19 protein-coding genes are annotated in these 25,086 nt (G+C 44.4%); all 19 read right to left on the minus strand.

What is annotated here, in order from left to right; all coding sequences use genetic code 11:
* Positions 1-2 precede the first annotated feature (2 nt).
* Entirely contained in the window at positions 3-2,498 is a 2,496-nt protein-coding gene (locus tag ABFW99_RS01950; protein ID WP_349353319.1) for a heavy metal translocating P-type ATPase, read from the minus strand.
* A gap of 164 nt (positions 2,499-2,662) precedes the next feature.
* On the minus strand, positions 2,663-2,983 hold the full coding sequence (locus ABFW99_RS01955; RefSeq protein WP_349353318.1) for a P-II family nitrogen regulator: 321 nt from the start codon (positions 2,981-2,983) through the stop codon (positions 2,663-2,665).
* A gap of 65 nt (positions 2,984-3,048) precedes the next feature.
* The gene (locus ABFW99_RS01960) at positions 3,049-6,153 is read right to left on the minus strand and encodes an efflux RND transporter permease subunit (RefSeq protein WP_349353317.1); all 3,105 of its coding nucleotides are present in this window, start codon (positions 6,151-6,153) and stop codon (positions 3,049-3,051) included.
* Positions 6,154-6,196: 43 nt separating this feature from the next.
* Positions 6,197-7,456 carry an efflux RND transporter periplasmic adaptor subunit gene (locus ABFW99_RS01965; protein ID WP_349353316.1) on the minus strand — a complete coding sequence of 420 codons (1,260 nt, stop codon included), beginning with the start codon at positions 7,454-7,456 and terminating at the stop codon, positions 6,197-6,199.
* Positions 7,457-7,490: 34 nt separating this feature from the next.
* A complete protein-coding gene (locus ABFW99_RS01970) occupies positions 7,491-8,861 on the minus strand; it encodes a TolC family protein (RefSeq protein ID WP_349353315.1) in 1,371 nt (456 codons plus the stop codon).
* Positions 8,862-8,979: 118 nt separating this feature from the next.
* Positions 8,980-9,444, minus strand: coding sequence for a hypothetical protein (locus ABFW99_RS01975; protein ID WP_349353314.1), 465 nt, complete (start codon positions 9,442-9,444; stop codon positions 8,980-8,982).
* 149 nt (positions 9,445-9,593) lie between these two features.
* On the minus strand, positions 9,594-10,043 hold the full coding sequence (locus ABFW99_RS01980) for a hypothetical protein (protein WP_349353313.1): 450 nt from the start codon (positions 10,041-10,043) through the stop codon (positions 9,594-9,596).
* On the minus strand, positions 10,040-10,321 hold the full coding sequence (locus ABFW99_RS01985) for a DUF5676 family membrane protein (protein WP_255135937.1): 282 nt from the start codon (positions 10,319-10,321) through the stop codon (positions 10,040-10,042). Before ABFW99_RS01985 ends, ABFW99_RS01980 begins: the two co-directional genes overlap by 4 nt.
* Before the next feature lie 122 nt (positions 10,322-10,443).
* Positions 10,444-12,507 carry a copper-translocating P-type ATPase gene (locus ABFW99_RS01990; RefSeq protein ID WP_349353312.1) on the minus strand — a complete coding sequence of 688 codons (2,064 nt, stop codon included), beginning with the start codon at positions 12,505-12,507 and terminating at the stop codon, positions 10,444-10,446.
* A gap of 33 nt (positions 12,508-12,540) precedes the next feature.
* Positions 12,541-12,978, minus strand: coding sequence for a YybH family protein (locus ABFW99_RS01995; RefSeq protein WP_349353311.1), 438 nt, complete (start codon positions 12,976-12,978; stop codon positions 12,541-12,543).
* A 12-nt stretch (positions 12,979-12,990) separates the two neighbouring features.
* Positions 12,991-14,061, minus strand: a complete 1,071-nt coding sequence (locus ABFW99_RS02000) for a DUF2231 domain-containing protein (RefSeq protein WP_349353310.1) — start codon at positions 14,059-14,061, stop codon at positions 12,991-12,993.
* 60 nt (positions 14,062-14,121) lie between these two features.
* Positions 14,122-15,588 (minus strand): multicopper oxidase family protein, encoded by a 1,467-nt coding sequence (locus tag ABFW99_RS02005; RefSeq protein ID WP_349353309.1) that lies wholly within the window; start codon positions 15,586-15,588, stop codon positions 14,122-14,124.
* 59 nt (positions 15,589-15,647) lie between these two features.
* On the minus strand, positions 15,648-16,124 hold the full coding sequence (locus ABFW99_RS02010) for a hypothetical protein (RefSeq protein WP_349353308.1): 477 nt from the start codon (positions 16,122-16,124) through the stop codon (positions 15,648-15,650).
* 105 nt (positions 16,125-16,229) lie between these two features.
* Positions 16,230-16,571: a P-II family nitrogen regulator gene (locus ABFW99_RS02015; RefSeq protein ID WP_255135950.1), complete on the minus strand. Its 342-nt coding sequence runs from the start codon at positions 16,569-16,571 to the stop codon at positions 16,230-16,232.
* 25 nt (positions 16,572-16,596) lie between these two features.
* Positions 16,597-18,312 (minus strand): efflux RND transporter periplasmic adaptor subunit, encoded by a 1,716-nt coding sequence (locus tag ABFW99_RS02020; RefSeq protein ID WP_349353307.1) that lies wholly within the window; start codon positions 18,310-18,312, stop codon positions 16,597-16,599.
* A gap of 73 nt (positions 18,313-18,385) precedes the next feature.
* Positions 18,386-19,735 carry a TolC family protein gene (locus tag ABFW99_RS02025; protein WP_349353306.1) on the minus strand — a complete coding sequence of 450 codons (1,350 nt, stop codon included), beginning with the start codon at positions 19,733-19,735 and terminating at the stop codon, positions 18,386-18,388.
* Positions 19,732-23,490 carry an efflux RND transporter permease subunit gene (locus tag ABFW99_RS02030; RefSeq protein WP_349353305.1) on the minus strand — a complete coding sequence of 1,253 codons (3,759 nt, stop codon included), beginning with the start codon at positions 23,488-23,490 and terminating at the stop codon, positions 19,732-19,734. Before ABFW99_RS02030 ends, ABFW99_RS02025 begins: the two co-directional genes overlap by 4 nt.
* Before the next feature lie 155 nt (positions 23,491-23,645).
* Entirely contained in the window at positions 23,646-24,095 is a 450-nt protein-coding gene (locus ABFW99_RS02035; protein ID WP_349353304.1) for a hypothetical protein, read from the minus strand.
* Between the two features lie 203 nt (positions 24,096-24,298).
* Positions 24,299-24,760 carry a MerR family transcriptional regulator gene (locus ABFW99_RS02040; protein ID WP_349353303.1) on the minus strand — a complete coding sequence of 154 codons (462 nt, stop codon included), beginning with the start codon at positions 24,758-24,760 and terminating at the stop codon, positions 24,299-24,301.
* Between the last annotated feature and the right edge of the window lie 326 nt (positions 24,761-25,086).

The raw sequence follows: 25,086 nt of genomic DNA on the forward strand, positions 1-25,086 counted from the left end.
GGTTAGGATTTGTAAGCTAACAACCTCAACGCATTAAATACCACAACTACTGTTGACCCTTCGTGGCCGATGACTGCCCAACCCATGCTCAGGCCAAAAATCGTAGCTGGCACAAGCAGAGCCACCATACCCAGGCTGATCCACAGGTTCTGTTTGATGATCGATTTGGTTTTGCGGCTCAGTCCGATGGCAAACGGAAGAACGGAAATCTTGTCTGCCATTAAAGCTACATCGGCTGTTTCAAGGGCCACATCTGATCCGGCTGCTCCCATAGCAATGCCCACCGTGCTGTTGGCCATAGCCGGGGCATCGTTTACACCGTCGCCTACCATCGCTACATGGCCTTCCTCTTTACGAAGCTTTTTGATCGCATCCACTTTGTCTTCAGGCAGTAAATTACCTTTTGGGTCATCGATGCCAATTTCTTTAGCAACAGCGTCTGCTACACGCTGATTGTCTCCCGTAAGCATAATCAGGTGGGTCAAGCCCATGTCCCGCAGTTTTTGAATCACATCCTTTGCATCCTCGCGGGGCGTATCCATGAGTCCCAGCATACCAAGATATCGATCACCATGACGAACAATCATAGTCGTTTTCCCTTCTCCTTCCAATTCTTCTACACTTCGTTTAAGGTCTTCAGAGAGTTTAATGCCATCGGCCTCTTCAAATAGCTCCGCATTCCCGATATACACTGTTATATCTTTAATCGTTGCTTTTACTCCCCGCCCTGTAATGGATTCAAGATCTTCGGCTTCGGGAAAATCAGTTTCCCCTAACTTCTCTTTTCCATCACGCACCACGGCATCAGCGAGGGGGTGATCACTTAAACTTTCTACAGCTACAGCTACTTTTAACAACTCGTTTTCCTCCGTATCACCAAAGGTGATCACATCAGTAAGTCTGGGCTCGCCTTCTGTGAGGGTTCCGGTTTTATCAAAAGCTAACGCCTTTAATATTCCAAGGTTTTCAAGGGGGCGACCGCCTTTTATCAGAACTCCACCTCTTGCGGCTCGTCCTACACCGCTAAGCACTGCGCTGGGCGTAGAAATAGCCAGTGCACAGGGACTTGCTGCCACAAGAACCGCCATGGCCCGATAAAAACTTGCTGAAAAAGATTCATCTATAACCAGAAAAGCAAAATTCAATATCACCACTAATACTAACACGGACGGTACAAAATACTTTTCAAATTTGTCGGTGAACTGTTGGGTCGGCGACTTCTGAGCTTCGGCTTCGTTAACCAGCTTGATCAGGCGAGAAAGTGTGGAATCTTTGGAAAGTTTTGTCACCTTTACCTCCAGACTTCCATTTCCATTGATGGTGCCGGCAAACACGCGGTGCTTATCGTCAATAGAATCTGCATCTTCATCGATGGATTCAGGATCGTCATATTCCATCTTGTCTACGGGCACGCTTTCGCCGGTGATGGGTGCCTGGTTGACGCTGCTCTCGCCATTGATAACTACCCCGTCGGCGGAAATTTTACTGTTCGGTTTGATCACAATAACATCTCCAACCTGCAACTCCTCAACAGGTACCTCTTCGGTGGTTCCATCTTTTTTTCGCAGAGCGGTTTTTGGCGCAAGGTCAGAAAGCCCTTTGATGGCATCTCGTGCCCGACCCATAGCATAGTGTTCCAGGGAATGTCCAAGGCTGAACAAGAAAAGCAGAAGCGCCCCCTCAGCCCACTCCCCAAGGATTGCAGCTCCAATCGCGGCAACCAGCATCAGGAAATCAATCTCGAAATTTCCGGCTTTTACTTCGGTGTAAGCTTCCTGCACCAGGTAGAATCCACCAAAGAAGTAGGAGCTCACATATAGTGCAAGCGAGACCCAGCCGGGCAACGTGCTCACATAGGAGAGGCCGAATCCTATGCCGAGCAAGCTACCGCATATCAGCGAGAAGATCAGCTCGGTTTTTTCGCCAAAGATGCCACCGTGATCATGGTCGTGCGAATCTTCTTCTTTATGTGAGTGCTCATGATCTGTCTCCGGTTTTTTCTCTTTACCATTTGTCTCCTCATTATTTTCTTTTACGTCCTGAAGTTCTTCGGAAAACTTCTCAATATCTAACCCAGTCTCTCTAATTATTTTCGTAAGCTTCTCCCTGCTAATATCACCCTTTTTATATTCCAGCCTGATCCAGCCTGTGGCGCTCGCGTAAGCATCTACAACTCCATCCACATCTCTGAGTTGCCGAGTAATTGATCGGGCGTGTCTGGAATGACGAATACCGTTCACTTTCACTAACATGTGCCCAAATATATCATGAAGTTTCGCACCGGTCTGTTGAGCAATGGTTTTTATTTTTTTTAGTGATATCGTTTCGGGATCAAAGTGAATACAGAGTTTTGGTTCTTTACTTTCATCTGTTTTAATATGTACCCGATCCACTCCATCCCGTCCTTCAAGAGTTCCAATAAGCCGACTTACACATTTATCCTTATGATCAGGGATGTCAGGTAGTATTACAGGTATATCAAGTGTTAGTTTTTCCATAGTTATTAAGTTTAAGTTAAAAAAAGAACTGAATGGGGGATCATCCCAATACAATTCATAAATAGCTGTAACGGTGCATTCTAAAACTTGCTATTCATCGTTTAAAGACTACTGCCACGGTCAAATGGCAGCAATCTTGGGGTATAAAGTGATGTAATCTTAGCCTATCGAATCACTTCATCGTCGATTTCCCCAGTTCGAATTCTTATAGCTTTATCTACTTCGGATATAAATATTTTGCCATCACCCGAATTGCCCGTTTTTCCTTTTTGGATGATCGTATCAATAATTTCAGCAACCCGTTCATCGGGAACAACGGTTTCCAGTTTTATACGGTTGGTGAGCCGTGCTTTATCTTCGGCTTTAACGTGCCCCCATCCCCGCACATCCGATAAGGTTATACCAGGCGGTTCTGGTAAGGTTTCAAGGCCATCAATGACGTAATCAATCATGTTGGTACGAATAAATGCTTTAATCTCTTTCATAGTAAGTTGGTTTTAATGAAACCTCCAAGGTTTCAAATACCTTGAAGGTTTGTATCTATTTATAATTACAGTTCAACGTGTTCTACTGGTTCAGCGAACCACTTGTAGATAGTGGGTAATACCACCAGTGTAAGCAGAGTCGATGTTACCAGACCACCAACTACCACGGCTGCCAGAGGACGTTGCACATTCGAGCCGATATCGTTTGCCAGTAGCAACGGAATCAGTCCGAGACCGGTGGTTAAGGCCGTCATGAGTACAGGGCGTAGCCGTAACAAGGCGGCTTTAACAACTGCCTTGTGGGTTTCAAGTCCTTCCTCCCGAAGTTGGTTGATGTAGGAAACCAGCACCACGCCATTGAGTACCGCGATACCAAAGATGGCGATAAAACCCACGGCTGCCGGCACGGACAAGTAGAGACCGGACACCCAAAGCGCTACAATACCACCGATAGTGGCAAAGGGTATATTCAGGAAGATGAGCACAGCGTATTTCCAGCTACTGAAGGTGGAAAACAGCATGAAAAAAATGAGTCCCAGCGTAATGGGAACCACTACATACAACCGCGCCATCGCCCGCTGTTGATTTTCAAACTGTCCACCGTATTCAGTGAAATATCCAGCCGGTAGTTCGACCTGCTCAGCCACCTTTTGCTGAATTTCACTAACTACGCTTCCCATGTCTCGACCGCGCACGTTAAGCTGCACATAAGTTCGGCGACTGGCTTTATTTCTGGAGATCTGCTTGGGTCCGGTAAAGACTTCCACATCGGCTATTTGCGACAGCGGAACCAAAGCTCCTTTGGCTGTGCGGATGGGCAGATCCCGAACCTGGTCAATGTGGGTTCGCTGAGATTCCTGGAGGCGAACGAAGATATCGAAGCGGCGGATGCCTTCGAATACTTGCCCGGCTACCGAACCACCGATACCGGTTTCAACGGTATTAAGGAAATCATCCATGCTAATTCCAAGCCGTGCCAATTGCTCGCGATCCGGGCGAACCAGGATTTGTGGTTTGCCACCTTGTTGCTGGGCACGGACATCTACGGCTCCTTCTACACCTTTAGCAATGGCCTGAATTTCACCTGCTTTTTCAGCCAGTACGTCCAGATCATCGCCATACAAACTTACAACCACTTGGGCCCGAACGCCGCTTAGCAATTCATCGGTGCGAAGCTGAATGGGCTGGGAAAAGTTGGAAGATACGCCGGGCAGATCCTCGGTCAGTTTTTCTGCCATCGCAGTTTGGAGTTCTTCGTAATCACGTCCCCATTTCCAGGCGTCCAAAGGTTTGAGGTTTACGACGTTAAATACCACGTTCACCGGCTCGGGATCTCCACCCACTTCAGCGCGACCCACCCGCGAATACACGCTTTCCACTTCAGGAAAGGAAAGCATGGATTCCTGAAGTCGCTTGGAGTATTCAGTGGTAGTCGGAAGGTTCGCTCCCGGAGGCAACACCGAGCGTACGGCGTAAGTCCCTTCTCGTAAAGTGGGCTGAAACTCGGTTCCCAAATACGGAAAGATCGCCATACTACCGGCAAACAAAACAAGAGCGGCTCCAAATACCATTTTAGGATATTTGGAGGTCTTCTCGATCAACGGTTCACTCCATTTTTTGAGCGTACGTACCAACCAGGGTTCCTTGTCCATGCCTTTTTCGGGAAGGATGAAGCTGGAGATAATAGGAATGTACGTCAGCGCTAAAAAGATGGCTCCGAACAGCGCAAAGGTAATGGTATAAGCCAGCGGTTTGAACATCTTTCCTTCCACACCTTCAAGCGAGAAGAGTGGCAGAAATACAATGATGATAATGCTGGTAGCGAAAAAGACCGGTCGAATGACTTCACGCGCGGCTTCACTCACAATCCGTGTTAGGGACACATTTCCTTCTTTTCGTTCCTCAAGCAGCCTGTACGTGTTTTCCACAATTACCGTGGCACTATCACCGATCATCCCGATGCTGATCGCCAGCCCACCGAGACTCATCAGGTTAGCCGATATTCCCAGCCATTTCATCCCTATGAAAGCGATCAAGAAGGCAATGGGAACCGTGGAAATAATGATCAACGTGGATCGGATATCACCCATAAAGAAGTACAACACGATGAGCACCAGAATGGCTCCGATGTAGAGGGCATTGGTAACTGTACCCACGGCTTTTTCTACGAGTTCACCTTGAGAATAAAAGGTTTCCATGATCATCCCTTCGGGGAGGGCGCTATTAATGGCATCCACTTTATTATCCATTTCGGCCAGCAAGTCCTGTGTGTTGGTTCCGATGAGTTTCAACACAAAACCGCCCACCGATTCTTCCCCGTTGGCAACCAGTGTTCCCCGCTTGATTTCCGAGCCAAATGCCACTTCAGCTACATCTTTCACATACACCGGAGTACCGTCTTCGTTGGATACGATTATATTCTCAAGGTCATTGAGACCTTCTTCGTCGGGTTGAATCCAGCCATAACCGCGCACCAGATATTCTTCTCCTCCGCGTTCCAGAAAAGAAGCGCCTACCGTGCGGTTGTTTTTATTGAGGGCACCTTCGAGATCTTCAAGGGTAAGTCCTCGGGAAACCAGGGCATTCATATCGGCTTTGACCTGGAATTGACGAACATCCCCGCCAATCGACAGCACGCCGGTTACGCCGGGCACTGTTCGCAGCTGCGGTTTTATGATCCAATCCTGAGCGGTTCGAATGTCCATGAGGGAGTGATCGTAGCCTTCTTTATTCTTGACCTCATACATCAACACGGTTCCAAGGCCGGTGGTGATGGGGCCAAGTTGAGGCTCACCAAGACCGTCCGGTATCTCATTTTTGGCCTGCGACAGTCGTTCGTTAACCAGTCGCCGGGCAAAGTAAATATCGGTTCCTTCCTCAAAGTAAATATTCACTCTGGAAAGCCCGAAAATGGAGGTGCTTTGCACCCGGTCCAGCTTCGGTAAACCATACATGGAGATCTCAATGGGATAACTTATTTGAGTTTCCACATCTACCGGAGAAAGGCCCGGACTGGAGGTAAACACCTGCACGAGTGTTGGTGATACATCTGGAAAGGAATCTATGGGTACATCCCGAAAGGAAAAGTAGCCATATAGCGCTACTGCGGCTACCAAAATAAAGATGGTCAGCCGGTTCTTTAATACTTTATCAATAATTTGTTCAAGCATAGGTCAAATATTCAGGGTGATAATTTTGTTGAGCTGGTCAGCTTTAGTGGCCATGAGAAGCACTCCGGGTTGCGGCGGTTAAGGCCGATTTCAGGTCAAAAGCCCCTGAAAAAACGGCTGATTGTCCAGGTGTTAAACCGGAAAGTACTTCCACAAAACCGTCTCGTTCATTTCCAAGCGTAACGGCAACCGGACGGAAACTTCCGACCTCATCACCGGGCACAAATACACGGTCAGTACCTTCGATTTGTTGAACGGCGTCCACAGGAATGAGGGCAGCGGTTTCCTTTGAATTGGTATAAATGCGAGCGGTGCCAAACATACCGGCACGTAGTTGTCCATCAGGGTTGTCGAACAGTGCACGTACAGGCATGGTTCGGGTTTCTTTTTCCAGCTCGTAGGAGATCCAGTCTGTGGTTCCTGAAAAGGTAGTGCCTGGCATGCTTCTCACGGAAAGCTCCACCGTTTGCTCGGTACTCAGGTTGCGAATATCCTGCTCATAGCCGTCTATCATCACCCATACCTTAGACAGATCTGCTACGTGAACTGGCGTTTCGCTGGGGCTAATGGTTTGTCCGGGGGAAAGATTTCGCTCCTGAATGGTTCCACTTAGTGGACTGCTCAGGTAGAAATATGAAAGCGGGGTCTCACTTCCGGCCTTAATATTTTGGATGTCATTATGGGATAATCCGTACAAACGCAACGCTTCTGAGGCCGCATCAAGCTCTGCTTTCGCTTGTTCATATTCCAATTCGGCCTGCAACAGCTCAGCCTGACTGGAGATATCCTGTTCATACAAATTTTGCTCACGCTTAAAGTGGGCTTCCTCCTTCTTCATGGCCGCTCTGAGGCGAATGTAATCGGCTTTGATCTTACCAAGTCCAACGCTGCTCATTTGAGCGATGGCCTCGCCTTCTTCCACGTAGTCACCCAAATCTTTAAGCACTTTAACCACTTTGGCCTCAATTCTTGGGCCCACTTTTGCAATGCGATCCATATCATACATCACACTGGCAGGCCGTTGAATTATGGAGCTTGCACTTCCGGCTTTCAGGGTATCTACGTTGATGTTTAGAGAAGCTAATTGCTCCTGTGATAAATGGACTTCACCTGAATGTTCACCTTCTTCTGCCGATCGCTCGCCTTCTGCCTCCGTATGTTGGGCTTCGTCTGAGCCGTGTTCAGAAGCGGTAGCATGGTTTTCGGTTTGTGGAGTGGATTCATTTTGAGAACTACAGCCGCTTATGACGACTCCACTCAAAAGCAACATCCACATCGGGAGTAATATGTTAATGATCTTCATTGTTTTTAATCTCTGTTTCATGGGGTTCAAATAATTAGTTGGTAGAAATTTCATTCAAGGGCGTGCCTATCAGTCGCTCTACATGTGCAATGGCACGGTTCAGTTCAGCCAGCGCTTGTACGTAGCGGGTCCGGCTGGTAAATAAAGTTCGCTGGGCATCCAGAACTTCCAGGAAATCAAACTTTCCCTGCCGGTAGCCGATTTGGGCAGCTTCATAGGCTGTTTGGGCTCCGGGTAAGACTTCAGCTTGAAGTTGCTCGGCCTCATATAAAGCAGCCTGTAACTTGTTATAGCTATTTTGAAGGGCTTTTTGCACCTCAATTCTGGCAGACTCCCGCAACGTTTCCGCACGGTTGAGCTCATAGCGAGCTGCCTTTACATTCCCCTGGTTCCGGTCAAAAAATGGAAGAGGTATGGAGACACCTACTAAAGCAGCTTCGGCTCCAAGATCTTCCATCCAGCGATACCCGCCGCTGATTTTTATATCAGGAATGGCTTTGGATCGCTCATACGAAAGGGAAGCTTCCCGTTGCTGAATCTCGGTAGTCCAGCGAGCAACATCTGGGTTTCGCTCTATAAATTCGGCCACGTATTGGTAGTCTGGAATAGAATCCGGCATCTCTAATTCGCCTGACAGTGCCATAAACGAAACCTGATCACTTCCCCAAAATGAGGCCAGTGTGGTAAAAGCGGATTGCATCGCATTGCGCCTGTTTTCCAGATCTATGCGTGCACGAGAGAGTTCAACCTGGGCTTTGGTCTGCTCCAGTTTTGAAACTTTCCCGGCTTCGACTTGCGCCGACACGCTTTCATAAAATTGCCGGGCAACATCCAGTAACTCTTTCTGTTGCTCCCATTGCAGTTGGGCTTCCAAAGCGGACGTATAAGCTTGTGTGAGTCCGGTGAGCGTATTTAAACGCTGGGTTTCGTAATCCCACCCGGCGAGCTCAGTGGTTAAACCGGCCAGTCGTTTCCGTTTCATCCGATCAGCCCCTAAGAGAACTTTTTGGCTGAGCCTTATCGTGGTTTCCCTGGAATCATAGCCTTCAAAAGGACCGGTTCCTCCAAAGTTTTCCATTTCGGCTTCCAGTTCCGGATTGGGCAACAAAGCAGCTTGAATGCGCTCGGCTTCATTAACCCGAACTTGCCAGGCATAACTTTGCAGACCGGGGTTTTCGAGGAGCGTTTTAGCCAGTGCCGTTCGATAGCTCAGCGTGTCGCCAATAGTAATCGAATTGGCCGAAGAGTCTAAATTTCTGTTTAGAATCTGAGAAGAATAGTCCTCCGATTCATGTTCTATAAGCGTGCTTTCAGATGGTGTTTGAAGTACCGTTCGTTCGCTGGCGCAACCGGCAGCAAGCACGAGCGTGCCGATGAGCAGCATCGTTTTGATAAATTTTGACATGTAGTATTCAGCCTTTTAGCTGTTGTAGATTGATGAGAAATGCGCACGGGATACTATGATCCTGTGAAGTATGAAGGGCATTCTCAATGTGAATTAGGTATAGGAGGGGCTGTATGGCCTAATTCAGAAGTACTACGGTCTGTAGATTGGTGGTGATAGAATTTTCTATAACCGGCGGTAAGAAAATAGTTTGCTGAAGGGAACGGGAGGCCGGAGTGATCTCACTTTTTTGAAAAACAGCTCGTTTAAGATCAGCAACTGTCTTTTGTTGGTCAAAGCGATTCAGCTTGTCTTCTTTGGCACAGAGTAACGAAATAGGAACATCTCTGTGGTGATCACCATCTTGGTGAAATACGGTTTCTTGTTCGTGATCATGACCATCATTTTCGTGAACTTCAGCCTCACTATTGAAGAATAGTCCAAGCTCTGCCTTTGATTCAACATTTACATCGCCATTATCTTCAAAACAATACACCAATGACTCTGCCAGACTATGCACACTTAGAACATGCATAGCAAATATGATCAGCAGAAGTCGGGCTGAGATTTTATAAATCTTTGTTTTGTGGATTTTTTTAAGCAAAGCTAAAATTTTGTGAATACTAATAATAGACTATCAGCTACAAAACATCTTACATAATTATGTTTTAAAGATATCAAATTTTGCAGCTAAACTTAAAAACTGAACCTTAGGTAGTTATTGCCCATAAGTTTTAGAAGCTTGTTTATGTTTTATACACGTGAAATTTTAGTTCCCTTTGAAGCAAGAAAAATACTCAAAGCGGGAAGAACCGTAATTTGAAAAATCGGCGATAAGCCAACCTCATAAGAAAAAATAGTTAGCACAGGCATTGCAGAAGTATATTCCCACAGGCTAAGAAAAATGGCAGCCCATTCAAGAAAAATACTTGCTGCAAAGCTTAAGCCGAAAAGCACAGTATATCCTTTGCGACCAAGACGAGGTTCCAGATGCACGGATGAAGTCAGCATTGAGGTGGCTCTCCATAGCCCTAATACAATGATGATATCCCCTAAAACAGCTCCCCACATCCAAACTGTAGCCTTGAGAAAAGGCCAGTCCCACATGCCATATAGAAAGCCACATTGAACAAACTCCCAAACGGTATTAAGGATAAAGGCCCAAAAAATTACTTTTTTGGCAGGTTCACTAATCACGTTCAATTCTCAGAATCGTTTAGACTATAATTATACGTGGCAGCGACTATTGCCCCAGATATCCAGCCTATAATGAAGGTCAGAATAATTCCAAGTAGTGATTCCCACAAAGGAATATCCATTCGAATGATTGATGACGTATCAAATCCGTGCAAGAGGGCGTTAAAAAAGGAAATAGTTCCTTGCTGGCCAAGCACAATCATCAACAAGGCACAGCCCAGGTATAGAATCACGCCTGTTGCGCCAACCGCTATTCCTAATTTCTTGGTGTTTAGTTTTCCCATAGTATCTCCTCTATTCTATTGGTTTTATGTACTATTCAGTAATTTGAAAATATTGTAGTTAGATTCGCAGTTTTAAACCCATATTTTGATAAACTTAGTTTCCATTTTCCATTTTACATCCTTCAATTTTCAAGCTTCAAGAACCGTGCATTGATAGCTACAATAACAGTACTTAGCGACATCAGTATGGCTCCCACTGCAGGACTTAATATAATGCCCCAGGCAAACAGGACACCTGCGGCAAGGGGAATGGCTCCGATATTATAGCCGGAAGCCCACCACAGGTTTTGAACCATTTTGCGATAAGTAGATTTGGAAAGTTTGATGAGAGCAGTGACATCTTGAGGGTTATCTTTTACCAGTACGATATCGCCGGTTTCAACGGCAACATCTGAACCAGCGCCGATAGCAATTCCAACATCAGCCTGAGCTAAAGCAGGGGCATCGTTAACGCCATCACCAGTCATGGCCACAAGTTTTCCTTGTCCCTGAACCTCCTTCACCTTATCGGCTTTTTCATCGGGTAGCACTTCAGCAAACACCTGATCAATGCCTAATTCTCCAGCCACATAATCAGCCGTTTGCTGATTGTCGCCTGTCAGCATGATGCACTCAATCCCCATCTTGTGTAATGCATCAATCGCATTCTTAGACGACTCTCGAATTTGATCTCCCAAAGCAATGGCTCCGGTCAATTGATCTCCAATGATCACAAAAACCACCGTTTTTCCCTGTGATGATACTTTTTCAACTTCAGCTGTTGGGTATTCCATTTCCTGCTCCCGAATATATCCGGGGCTTACTACTTTCACCGACTTTCCATTTACCTTGCCTTCAATTCCCTTTCCGGTAATGGAATTAAACTCATCCGGCTCCCAGGTTTCGCCGGCTTTTTCGAGGATTCCTTTTGCAAGTGGATGTTCAGAGTTTTTCTCCAGCGAAGCTGCATATTTAAGTATCTCTTCATCGGAGTAATCATCCCCAAAATTCAGAATATTGGTTACAGTGAAAGTTCCTTCGGTTAGCGTACCGGTTTTGTCGAATATAATGGAATCCAAGTTTCTTGCCTGCTCAAAAGCAGACCGATTGCGTATAAGAAATCCATTGGTCGCAGCAATACTGGTTGATCGGGAAACCACCAAAGGAATGGCGAGGCCCAAAGCGTGCGGACAGGTAATTACCATGACTGCCACGGTTCGGTTCATGGCAAAGTCAAAGCTTTGTCCCGTAAAAAAGATCCAGGCTCCAAAGGTTATCAGGCCGGCTGTAATAGCAATGATGGTCAGCCAAAAAGCAGCCCGATTGGCTAAATCCTGGGTACGAGACTTACTTTCCTGCGCCTCTCTTACCAGGTTAATAACCTGAGATAAGAATGAATCGTCCCCGGTTTTAGAAATTTGAATAGTAAGAGAGCCTTTTTCATTAACAGAACCGCCAATTACCTCATCATCTTTTTGTTTACTAACCGGCTTGGATTCTCCGGTCAGCATCGCTTCATTCACGCTCGATTCTCCTTTAATAACAACCCCATCGGCCGGCACTTTCTCTCCCGGTTTGATAAGGACTTTGTCGCCCTGTTGTAATTCTTCCACGGGAACGTCTTCTGTAGACCCATCTTCATTCACGCGATGGGCCTCACCCGGTATGAGAGCTGCCAGTTCTTCCAACGCTGACGAGGCGCTCATCACAGAGCGCATTTCTATCCAATGCCCCAGCAGCATGATTCCGACCAGAGTTGAAAGCTCCCAGTATAGCAGGTCGCCTTCAAAGCCAAAGACCACAGCCGTGCTATAGATGTAGGCGATAGAAATAGCCAGGCCGATGAGCGTCATCATACCCGGTTGTTTTTTCTTGAGCTCATCAATCAGGCCGGTGAGAAATGGCCATCCGCCAAAGAAGTAAACGACGGTTGATAACGCAGCTAAAATCCAGCTGTCACCGGTGAATCTCCAGTCCACACCCAGAAAATCCTGAATCATTGGAGAGAGAGCCATGATCGGAATCGTGAGTGCAAGCACCCACCAAAATCGGAATTTAAAATCCTGCACCATCATTTTATGGTGCTCATGATGGGAGTGCCCTTCATGCCCACCATGATCATGGTTTTGTTCCTTATCCTTGCTATGCTCACTATGATTGTGACCATGGTTATTATGGTCTTTGTGATTGTGGTGTTGGTGGTCCATATTTTACTCCGTTTTTATTAAATCGTTTGTTGCTTATCGGGATGACCAGTGAATGGCGGTAATTTTCCAATCCGAACCCTCTTTTTTTAATACAGCAAGTTCGAGAGAGGTCAGGTCTATTTCTCTTTCGGAATACGTTCCTTTCATGGAACTAACCGTGCTGACCCATGCTGTATTTCCTTCAATGCTGATTTTTTGAGTTAGTATCTCACGATCCATGGCACTCAAAAATTTACCATCAGAGTGAAAGTGATGGGAAAGATATTCTTTCTTCGTTTCCATTCCGCTGCCTTCCAGTATCAAGGCATTATCAGCCATTACATTTGACGCGGCATCAGAATCGTTGTCAACAATGGCGGTTTTAAAGTTGTCAAGTGCTTCTAAAACCTTGGTTTCTTTTTGGTTTGTTTGAGCCATCACGGTTCCTGATAAAAACACAAGAACAGTAAATATTTTTATAAGTGATTTCATTGAGATAGTTTTTTAGAGTTGCGTCATTTCAATTTTAGATACGAGTACTGATCCCTGGCCTTGTAATTTTAGCCCTACGTTTCCACTTTCCGGAGCATCCCCGTGGCCGTGAACTTTCATCTCTCTGTTAATATATCCGCGAAAGTGCGTTTCATCTGCCACTACCCGTAGAAATAACAGACCCTCGGTTTCATAGGTGCCTTCTTCGAAAATGGTTGTTTCCCCGTTCTGGATTCTGCCTTGACGAATAATCCCATCCGAATTCAGTGAAACAAAATCATAGTTACTTGCATCCTGCAGGTGATGAATGAGTTCTATTTCTCCATCTAAATCATCCAGATTGAGGTAGTAATCAACTTGTATGTTTTGGTATGATTGATGGGTTACAAATAGATTTGCTTGCCCGGAAGCTTGAAGCTGTAATAACGGATTACCGCTTGAAGTTATAGTTGGCTTTAATGCCTGTAAAGAACCTTCCACCCAGTGAAAGTTAGTGATTAGATCACTTACTGAATTTGAGTTGACCTCCCAGGTCCAGTCTCCATTATCTTTAGTAATAAAGGAGGATGGAACAGTAGTACTTTCGGTGACTTCAGATAGGGCTAGTTCTTCTTGTTGTAATAATTGACCGGTTCCCGCTCCATATCCATATACCATTTTACCGCCATACTCAGCCGTTTCATATACCATAAATAATCCCGGTAGCACTGTAATGAATGCAATGATCTTAAAGCTCTTCTTTTCAAAAAGATCAAGCCAATGAAAGGCGATTCTCAATAGAGCATATATTACAAAGAACCATAGAAGATACTCCGCCCAGTCAGAATGCTCACTTAGTACCGATTGTGCTTCAGCTGGTAGAAAAACCGTATCTGCAGCAATGGTGCCACTGTAATAGGTGACACCGGCGAAAAGTGCTCCTGCTACATAAAGGATGGTATTCTTTGTTTCATCCCACCATTTTTCTTGAATAAAAAGGGATACAAAATTAGCCAATGCAGCCGTCACTAATAGCGCAATGGGAAAATGAACGATCAGTGGGTGAATGTTGGGAGCCCATTCAGGAGTTAGTAAAGATTCCATAATTAGTTATCCAAAGTTTTAAATAATTGAGTTCAGAAATTAATTGTTGTGTCCAAAAGGTTATATAATCTCCAGGTTAGCCATCATGCCGTTGTCTTCGTGCTCCAGGTTATGGCAGTGAAAAACGTACAGGCCTTTTGGCGCATTGAAACTCATGATGACCCTAACAGTCTCGCCGGGCATGACAAGTACCGTGTCCTTCCAACCTGTTTCGGTAGGCGTTAATCCTCTGTTTCCACTTCTATCAAGAACTTTAAACTGAACGGCATGCACGTGCATGGGGTGAGGTACGTTTGAGTTATTGATAAACTCCCAAATTTCAGTACTTCCTTGCTCTACACGTTCATCGACTCGCTTCATCTCAAACTGACGTCCATTAATGGTATGGCCGTTCATCATTTGCATGTCCAACCGAATGGGGCGGGTACGATCAGCAGATGAAGCTTCAGGAAAGGTCGATTCAGACAGCTGACCGGGAAGGTCCACTGATTCTTGCTTAGATTCTCCATCAATCCTGAATTCCACAAGATCAAAACCAGTGCCTTGTTCGGGGCCGGAGCTCCCCATCATGTTTTGCATTCCCATCATACCGCCGCCGGAAGGCACATCAAATGGTTTACTGATAAGGTGAATACTATTTTTCTTCAATCCAGAGAAGTCTACCAGTATGTCTGCTCTTTCCCCTGGGGCCATTAATAATTCATTGGTCTCAATAGCTTCCGGTAGAAGGCCTCCATCGGTGCCAATGACCATAAAGGAAAGATCATCTTGAAACGCTACATTATAAATCCGGGCATTTGAGCCATTTAATACTCTCAAGCGATACACACCAGGCTCAACTTCATGGTAAGGAGATGGCGCTCCGTTAACTAAGATTGTATCTCCCAAAAACCCAGTCATCATCCGTTCGGGCATAGACGGGTTATAAATAATCTGCCCAGAGTCACTTACTCTCCGATCCTGAATAACGAGTGGTATCTCGTAGTTACCACTGGGTAAGTTGAGCGCTTTTTCTTCGTCATCCTCAATAATAAAAAAACCTGCTAACCCGCGGTAAACCTGCTCTCCTGTTATTCTGTGAGGATGCGGGTGATACCAATAGGTGCCGGCTCTTTGATTCAGGCTGAATTCATAATCATAGGCTCCTCCTGATATTGCATCTTTGGGATGTCCATCCATTTCGGGGGGAACAATGAGTCCATGCCAGTGAATAATGCTTTCCTGACCTATATTATTAGTAAACTGAATGTTAAGTTCCTGCCCCTTTAAATGTCGAATTGTTGGACCTGGAACTGAATTATTAAATTGAAAAGCAGCCAGACTTAACGATTCTGGTAGCTCTATTTCTGCAGAAGAGGCAGATAAATTAAACGAAGGATCGGTTATTTGACCCGGAAAAGGCAATCTGTTTCTAAAAGAACCCTGCAACTCATCGTCAGAAAAAGTTAAGCAGGATGTTAACCAAGGTGATAGGGCTAATGCACCAGTTCCAAGACCTACTCTGCGTAAAAATTGTTTTCTTTTCATAAATTTGAAGTTTTAGAATTCGGGAATGTCATCGTAGTGCATCCCCGTTTAATTTTTTACTAATGATGGTTCATACCTTTATTATCGGTAGAATCTGATTTCATCTTCATTCCCGAATCCATCATACCTCCCTGCATCATTTGCATACACATCATATGCATGTTCATCATAGAAGAATCTGCTTTCATAGACATCATTTTTGATTGATCCATGTTGCCATTGATCATAGATTGCATCATTTCCATATGCTTTTTCATGCGTTCTTTCATTTCAGGATTGTTCATCATGGAGTTCATGTTTTCCATCATTTTTGAATGATCCATCTTTTGTGATTTTATCTTTCTCTGCATCATCTTGGCTCGCATTTCAGGGTTATTCATCATGTGATCCATCATCATGGATTGCATAGATGAGTCCTGCATCATGGTCATCATTTGCTGCTTTTTCTCCTCCATATTTTGTTGCTGGGCCACAGCGGTTACGGTTAGACCTAAACTTATTGCCAGTAACAGAGCGATTGATTTTATCTTTCTCATAATCTTATGGTTTTGTAAAGTTTGCTTTACTTAAAATATCATTTATCTAAGGGGTTAGCTTATACAATGATGATTAATACTTACCGTTTATTTTGTGTAAGCCTATTATTCTATTACTTTAGGTCCTTCCTCACCATCCCTGATTCTAATCATATTCTCAATAGGCATGACAAATATAATTCCATCTCCGCGCGAACCTGTTGAAGCAGTTTGTTGAATGATTTCAATAATAGAATTGACATCTTCGTCTACCGCTGCTATTTCTATTTTCACAACTTTGGAGTGCATCGCCGGGAATTGCAAAGAGCCATGGGCATGGTCAGGATCGGTATATTGACCTGCTCCTTCTCCTCTGAAAACCGTTATGCAACAATGGCCTTCAGAACGTAGCGCTTTATACACTTCTTCAAGCAGCATGGGGCGTATGTATGCTTTTACTAATTTCATGATACCTCCGTTTTTGATTTATACATTAATTCATCTGCTCAACTGTTTCTCCGCAGTTGTGCATTTGAGATCCATAAAAAGGGTTTTCAATATCTTTTTTGTCACTTATCCAGGTACTTCCACCACCGTACATAGGGCAATATTGCTTGAACAGTGCTCCTTCATATCCTTCTTCTTCAATTCGTGAAATAAGCGTTTCTGAAATGGATTTGAACTCGGCTCTGAGCTCTTCAATATCACTGAATGTATCTGTTGAGAACACTCGGACATGTTCTTTAGCCGTTTCAAAATCATCTTTGGACAGTGCTTCCCGAAGTTTCAAGTACTGGGGTACTAATGCCTCAAGGCTTTTATCCATTTCATGATTTGAATGATCTTCAGTTGTATCCATAGTGGATTCATTCATATCGCCGTCGTCCATATTCATTTCACCGTTATTCATGTCCATAGCCCCGTGATCATGTGCCCCGCGATTTGCTCCTGAGCCCGGCTCTCTATTCATCATACTGAGTTTATCGCTAAGCTGTGCGGCTGCGTCCACTTTAAATGTGCCGTTTGTTACCACACGCTCACCAACTTCCAGTCCAGATTCAATTACATATTCGTTACCAGCCCTTTTGCCTAATGCAACTTCCCTTGCTTCAAAAGCAGGAGTTTCAGCTGTAGAAACATCCACAAACACAATGGACCTTTCTCCGGTCCATAGCACAGCACTTCGGGGGATAAGAAGTTGCTGTTCTTGGTCTGATTGAGAAGAAATAACTCCTTCAGCAAACATGCCGGGTTTCATCTCTTTTCTCGGATTATCAACAGTAATACGTATTTCTACTGTTCGGGATTTATCATTTAAAAAAGGCTGGATAAAGCTGACTTCACCGGTATAGGTGTGTCCAGGAATGGAGCTCACCGTAAAATCAATTTTATCTCCGATTTTTAAATTATTGACTGACGATTCATACGCCTCAAATTCAATCCATACCTCAGAAAGTTTTGCGATACGATATAGCATGGAGCCTTCCTGAATATGGTCTTCCCGAGAGATATTGATCTGTGATACATAGCCAGATACTGGTGAGAAAAAGTCTAACTCTTCCATCACTTCTCCTGATTGTTCGATCTGGTTAATGGTCTCTTCCGGAAATTCCCAAAGCAATAGCTTTCGCCGGGCAGACTCATATAATCGAGGGTTTTGTTCTTTGAACCGGGCTGTTTCCAAAAGTTCACTTTGTGCCGTAATTAACTCCGAAGAATAAATAGAAACCAGTTTTTGACCTTTACGGACGTAATCACCGGTATAATCTACATATAACTCCCGAATACGACCGGGGAAGTGAGCCGTCACATTCGATACCAAGTTCTGATTTACAACCACTTTGCCCGGCAACCGGGTTTCAACCACTGGGACTCCTTTTTTAACCGGAGTGGTTTCAACCTCAGCAAGCGCAAGTGCGGCTTTCGAGAATGTAACAGCGTTCGGGTTGAGCGATTCTGAGTCACTGTCATCAAGATCATTAGCCGGAATTAACTCCATGCCACAAATTGGACAATTTCCTGGCTCGCTTTCTCTTATCTGAGGGTGCATACTGCACGTATAAACCACATTGCCTTCCTCATCAGTGTGGGTTTCTGATATATGCTCTTCAAGTGTTTGTGGTTCCGAAGTCCCTCCGAAAAATAGGTAGCCGAGTAAGAGTCCACCCAGTATAAGTCCAGAGTAAATAAGTATGTTTTTTGTTTTCATAGTTGTAAGTATTGAGTTGTGAGATTAGAGTAGTGATTAGTTTTTCTTACTATTCATGGCTCAAATCACACGTCTATTTATTTAGATTAATGTTGTGCTTGCCCGTCAGGTAATCGATGAAAGCCGATGAAACCTGCATATCTACCAAAGCCTGAATACGGCTAAGTTGATAACCCAAAAGCTTGCGCTGCATCCGTAGAATTTCTTCAAAATTGGAACTGTCGGTTGAATAGTTCTGTGTCATAATGCTCAGTGCCTGATTAACCCGTTGAATCTGCTTCTGGTCATACAAGTCAAACCGCCGCCGCGCATCATAATAGTCCCTCAGCGAAGAGGATAAATCTGTTTCCAGCTTGTTCTCTTTGTCTGTTATTTGCGACTGTACTGATTGAATATTCAGCTCTGCTTGTTGAACCTTGGCATTGTATTTATTTCGGAACAGGGGAATTTTGAAACTGGCTCTGGCCATGATGGCATCTTTGCCATTATCAGCTAGCGTTGGTACATCTGAGCGTTCTCCGGTGAAGATATAATCCAGACCTACGCCAAAGGATGGTTTCCCGTCTTTTACTGCCAGCGTTTTCATTTCGCGGGCGGAGTCCTCCTGATATTTAAGGCGATTTAATGCCGGGTTTTGTTGAACCAATTTATTCAGTAATTCCGGCTCGCTTTCTATACTCATTTCAGGGATTAACGTATCCGGTAAGGCGATCACCTGTTCTTCCTCAGCATTCAAAAGCTCATTCACCTTTTGAATTAACACGTTCCGGTTGTCTTCAAGCAAAGCAATTTGCGTCTTCAGGTCTTCCTGTTCGATTTGTGCCCGTAACACATCCACCTGCGAAGCCTGATCTGTTTCATATCGGCTCAAACTTATCTCCACTAATGAGTTTAGGATGTCGAGGTTTTCGTTGGCAATCTCCAAGCTTTGGTCCAACTCATAAAGTTCAATAAGTGCTTTCTCGGTTTGATAAAACAGTCGATTTCGGGTCTCCTGAAATACTTCGTATTGCGCTTTAGCCTGCGCTTCCGATATTGATCGTTTATCTGAGAGGCTCCCAAACCAGGGAAACATTTGGGTTAGTGAAATCCTTGCTTTTTGTGGTCCCAATCTGGTTTCAATCGGACTGATGAAATAGGCAAAAGCAACTTCCGGATCGGGCAAAGTACCAACAATAGGACTTTCTTCAAGAGCTGATAGATAGTGCTGATATTCAGCCTTCAACTCGGGATTATTCTTAGCTGCTTGTTGTTGGTATTCTGCAATAGTTTGAGCTTGCACGGTAAAAGGCAGTGCAATTATGCCAAGTAATACAATTAATAGCAGAGCGTGCAGATGTTTCACAAAGAGTGCTGAAGACTTTCTTCCCATCCTGCTCAATATTGGATATTCAATGTTCCTTAATCGATTTTCTTCTTTCATGACAATTCTTTTTTCATTTTAAATTCTTTCCACATGTAATAAAGGACCGGTATAACCAGTAATGTGATGATTTGCAGGAACATGCCACCTACACTCGGGATTGCCATAGGCACCATAATATCCGAGCCTCGGCCTGTGGATGTTAGGACGGGTAACAAAGCAAGGATGGTGGTGGCTGTCGTCATGAGTGTCGGGCGAATTCTGCGTGTACTTGCCTCTATCACTACTTCTCGTAATTCGGCCGATGTCTTCGGCTTCTTGCGATCGAACAATTGGTCGAGATAGGTTGCCATCACTACGCCTCCGTCAGCCGCAATTCCAAATAAGGCGATGAAACCTACCCAAACGGCCACACTTAAGTTCACGGTTCCCATTTGAAACAGATCCCGAAGATTTTGACCAAACAGATCAAAATTCAGAAACCATCCCTGACCGTACAGCCAAACAAGAAGAAATCCCCCCGCCCAGGCCACAAAAATGCTACTGAAGATCATGGATGTAGTAGCCACAGACCGAAATTGGAAATACATGATCAGGAAGATAATGACGAGCGCAATAGGCAAAATAATGCTTAGCCGTTTCTCAGCTCGTACCTGATTCTCATAGTTACCCGCGAATTCAAAATTGATACCTGCGGGAACCGCTATGTTACCGGAGTTCACACTCTCTTCAATAGCACGACTGGCATTTTCTACCACTTCAATTTCAGCAAAGCCATCTAATTTATCGAAGATTACATAACCCACCAGAAACGTATCTTCGCTTTTGATGGCTTGTGGTCCTTGACGGTATTTGATCTCAGCCAGTTGTGAAAGAGGTACATGAACACCCGTTTTGGTGGGGACCAAAAGTTCATTTAAAGCCTCAGGGTTATCTCTTAACTCACGTGCATAACGAACACGAATGGGGTATCGCTCGCGCCCTTCAACGGAGGTTGAGACTGCCATCCCACCTACACCCATCGACATAAATTGCTGTACATCCTGAACGGATAACCCATAACGAGCCAATTGTTCCCGGTTCCAGTGAACTTCCAGATAGGGTTTACCAACAATACGTTCCGCAAAAACGGATGAAGCTTTTACGCCTTCAGCATTCTTCAGGACATCTTCTAATTGTAAACCAAAATTTTCGATTTCTTGAAGATCACTTCCCTTTACTTTGACACCCATAGGGGCTCTCATGCCAGATTGCAGCATCACCAATCGTGTTTCAATGGGTTGAAGTTTTGGTGCCGAGGTAGTTCCGGGTATGCGTGCGAAAGCTACAATTTCATCCCAAATATCATCCGGGGAGTGAATATGATCGCGCCACTGGCGATAATACTCACCGTTTTCATCCGGGATCAGTTCTCCATCTTCATCTCTTACAAACTCCCCTGAATCATTGACCTCGAATCGCATCCGTCGGCCATTTTCATCCGTTTTGTATTCCGATTTATATTGAATCACATTTTCGAACATGGAGATAGGTGCCGGGTCCAAAGCTGATTCAGCCCGGCCCATTTTTCCAACAACCATTTCAACTTCCGGTATGGAGTTAACAGACAGGTCTATTTTACGCATCACGTCTTCTGCCTCTTCTACACCGGCGTGAGGCATCGTAGTAGGCATTAAAAGGAAAGCTCCTTCATCCAGGGCGGGCATAAATTCTTCACCCAGTCCTGGAAAAGCTTCGGACGCTGAAGTCCAAACGGATGTTTCGCTTATATCAACCCCGACCGTATTAAAGCTTTTGGCTACAAATCCAAAGGTAGTTGCAAAGCCCAGCCAAATTACCACCCCAAAAATCACGAAAAAGGATGGAAGGGTTAGAAAAATCTTTTTATGATCCAGGCACCAACTAATAATGGGTTGATAATATTTGATGATGAGCCAGAAGGTGGCAAGAATAAGGGCGATCACTAAAACGATAAAAAACAAATTACCTGCAAAAGAGACCGATGGCCCAAAAGGAAGCCAGTATTCCGTAAGTAGCCAGGTTACTACCACTACAGAAAGTACGTTGTTGAGAATTGGAATTCGTTTGTGATATTCTTCGCCTAAAAAGAATCCCACGCCATTGATGAGTCCGAAGCCCATGATCAACAGACCACCCCAGCCTGAAACAGTCAACATGGCAATGAATCCTCCGATCACCAGCAAACCGTTCCAACTAAGTTTTAATTTCTTATTATTGATCTTCAGCCCGAAGAACCAATGGGCAAATGGTGGGATAAGTGTGATTGTAATGATGATGGAAGCAATCAGCGCGAAGGTTTTAGTGTAAGCCAGTGGTTTGAATAGTTTCCCTTCGGCAGCGATCATCGTAAAGACAGGGAGAAAACTCACAATGGTGGTGGTTATGGCCGTCAATACAGCCCCGGCTACTTCAACAGTAGCATTGTATATAACTTCCAGAAGTGATTCATCTTCCTCCATTTCTTCCAAATGCCGGAGCATATTCTCAGAAAGGATGACTCCCATATCCACAATGGTACCAATGGCAATAGCGATCCCGGAAAGGGCCACAATGTTAGCATCCACCCCAAAATACTTCATGGCAATGAAGGTCATGAGTACAGCGATGGGGAGCATTGCAGAAATTAGCACCGAAGTTCGCAGATTCAATACCATTATAACGATCACGATAATGGTAATAAGTATTTGAAGCGTGAGGGCTTCTTCGAGCGTCCCCAAGGTTTCAGAGATCAGCGTAGAGCGATCATAAAATGGTACAATGGTGACTTGAGATTCGGTTCCGTCTTGAAGGGTTTTTACAGGCAGGCCGGCAGAAATCTCTTTGATCTGTGCTTTTATATTATCAATTACCTGCTGGGGATTGGCACCTTGCCGGGCTACGACTACTCCACCAACGGCTTCTGCTCCAGCCTTATCCAGCACACCTCTTCGTGGAGCCGGCCCCATACTTACGAAGGCAACGTCCTGAATTCGAATGGGCGTATTATCCACTACTTTAACCACAGCAGATTCCAAATCTTCCAGGTTTTCTATGTACCCAATTCCCCGAACCAGGTATTCCACGTTATTCATCTCAATAGTTCGGGCACCGGTCTCAGCATTGGTTTTCCGAACCGCATCGATCACTTCAGGCAGGGTAACCCCATACGTTTTTAGTTTGTTTGGATCGATGTCGATCTGATACTCTTTTACGTACCCTCCAATGGAGGCGACTTCTGCCACACCTTGAGCTCCTGATAGTCCGTATTTCACATAAAAGTCTTGTATGGACCGTAACTCTTGAGGGTCCCAGCCACCTGCGGGCTCTCCACTTTGATCCCTGCCTTCCAGCGTGTACCAAAATATCTGTCCCAGTCCGGTAGCATCAGGACCAAGGGCGGGCTTTGCAGTTTGAGGAATAGTGCCTGCCGGAAGTGAGTTTAGTTTTTCAAGGATGCGGGAGCGACTCCAATAATAATCCACATCCTCTTCGAAAATGATGTAAATGATGGAAAGACCGGTCATCGAATTACTTCGAACGGTTTTGATGCCAGGCACAGTCAGTAATTGAGTAGTCAGAGGATAGGTGACCTGATCTTCTATATCCTGAGGAGATTGACCTTCCCAATCGGTATACACGATCTGTTGGTTCTCCCCAAGGTTGGGAATAGCATCCACAGGAACACGATCCCGAGGAAGAAAGTCAAGATTCCAATTAAAGGGAGCTACTGCAAGTCCCCAGCCTACTAAGACTAGCAAGAATAGTACAGCAACAAGCTTATTTTCCAGGAAAAACCGGATGGTTTTATTTAGCATGAGTTTATTATTGATGAATCGGTACAATTAAAAAGGAGGTCATCTCTCGATAGATATCTGAGACCTTGAAGCCTATTTTTTACAATAGATAGTACAAGAATCAAGGTTCCTGACGTTACAGGAATGACTTTAGGGGAGAAAAGATATACCGATCCCTAAATCAGAAAGGACTCGTTGGCTAAAAAGATGGGGGGTGGTGAATAGGAATCCGAAGTTTGAATAGCGTGATAGTCGGATTCAGTTTGGTTTGTGTGAACTTCCGCAATTATCTGGACAACAGCCAGAACCTTGACTTTTACTTTTTGAAATAAAGGAGCTTCGGTCTTAACTGATAATTCCTCAACAGAGCAGGCACAAACAATACCAAGATCTTGATCTTCATTGGTTTCAGTATGATGTTGGTGTTCCGGTACTTCGGCAAACTCAACAGTCATTGGGCAATCTTCAGCATGTTCACTTTGAGCCTGCATATGGATTCCCATTTCCTGCAACTCTTCACATAGTTCATTTGACATAGCATGAAGTCCGGTTGGAACCGAAACCCCAATCAGGATACTCAGACTGAGCACTGATGCAATAAAGCGATATGTTAGAGAAATTTTCACGTTTCAAGTATATGTAATTAATTCTATCCATGAAAGATGGAACATAATTCGATAAACAAAATCCATAATTAGACAAATTTCAAATATTCTGTTGAACTAATTATGAGTCTAACCCAATTTTAAACGAAATTTATTGTCTTATCTCAAAAGTATCGTAAACGAATTATGTTATAAATCTATATCTAATCAACACTTTCAAAAATTCACTTATTACCAAGGATGTTTTTATTTTCGCCTTCAAGAGCCTTTAAAATAGGACAGTCTCCTTTAGGTCCTTCCCCAGCACAAGAATCAATTAAATCTACCAGGGTATTCTTTATTCGTTGTAGGTCTTCGATCTTTTCCACCACATCTTGGTATTTTTCTTGCGCTTCACTTTTGATCTCTGAACAAGTGGTGTCCTCATCAATTCGTAGTTCCAGCAGTTCCTTGATTTCACTCAGTGTAAACCCCAACTCTTGCGCCCGTTTGATAAATTTAATTTGATCAATGTGCCGCTGCGTAAATATACGGTAACCGGAACGCCTTCGGTCAGGTTTTGGAATGAGACTGCGTTTTTCGTAATAACGGACGGTTTCCTTATTAACTTTTGCACGGCGAGCTACTTCACCAATTTTGAAAGTGGTGATGTCTTGATACTTTTCATTCTGGTTTTCTCTCATCATTTCACTGACTTCTATTATACGTTTAACAAACCACTCAATTATTAAGAAAAGCCGGGCATAATACCCGGCTCATTAATTACTAATTGTTATTCTTTCTTTTCCATAATTTTACCACAACAGCACGTTGGGTTTTGGTTACCACCACAACTGGGTGGTGCTCCTTTAGTTACTGTTACCTCGCATCCACAATTTTCATCTGGACATTTATAAACATCTCCTTTCTTAAATGGCATGATATTTCCTCTTTTTATTCGAAACATAATTCAATACCAATATAAGACCTGGAGTATGGTACAGAGTCAAATTAAAAATTGATAACATTGTTT

Source organism: Gracilimonas sp. BCB1, from assembly GCF_040117685.2.
Classification (GTDB): domain Bacteria; phylum Bacteroidota; class Rhodothermia; order Balneolales; family Balneolaceae; genus Gracilimonas.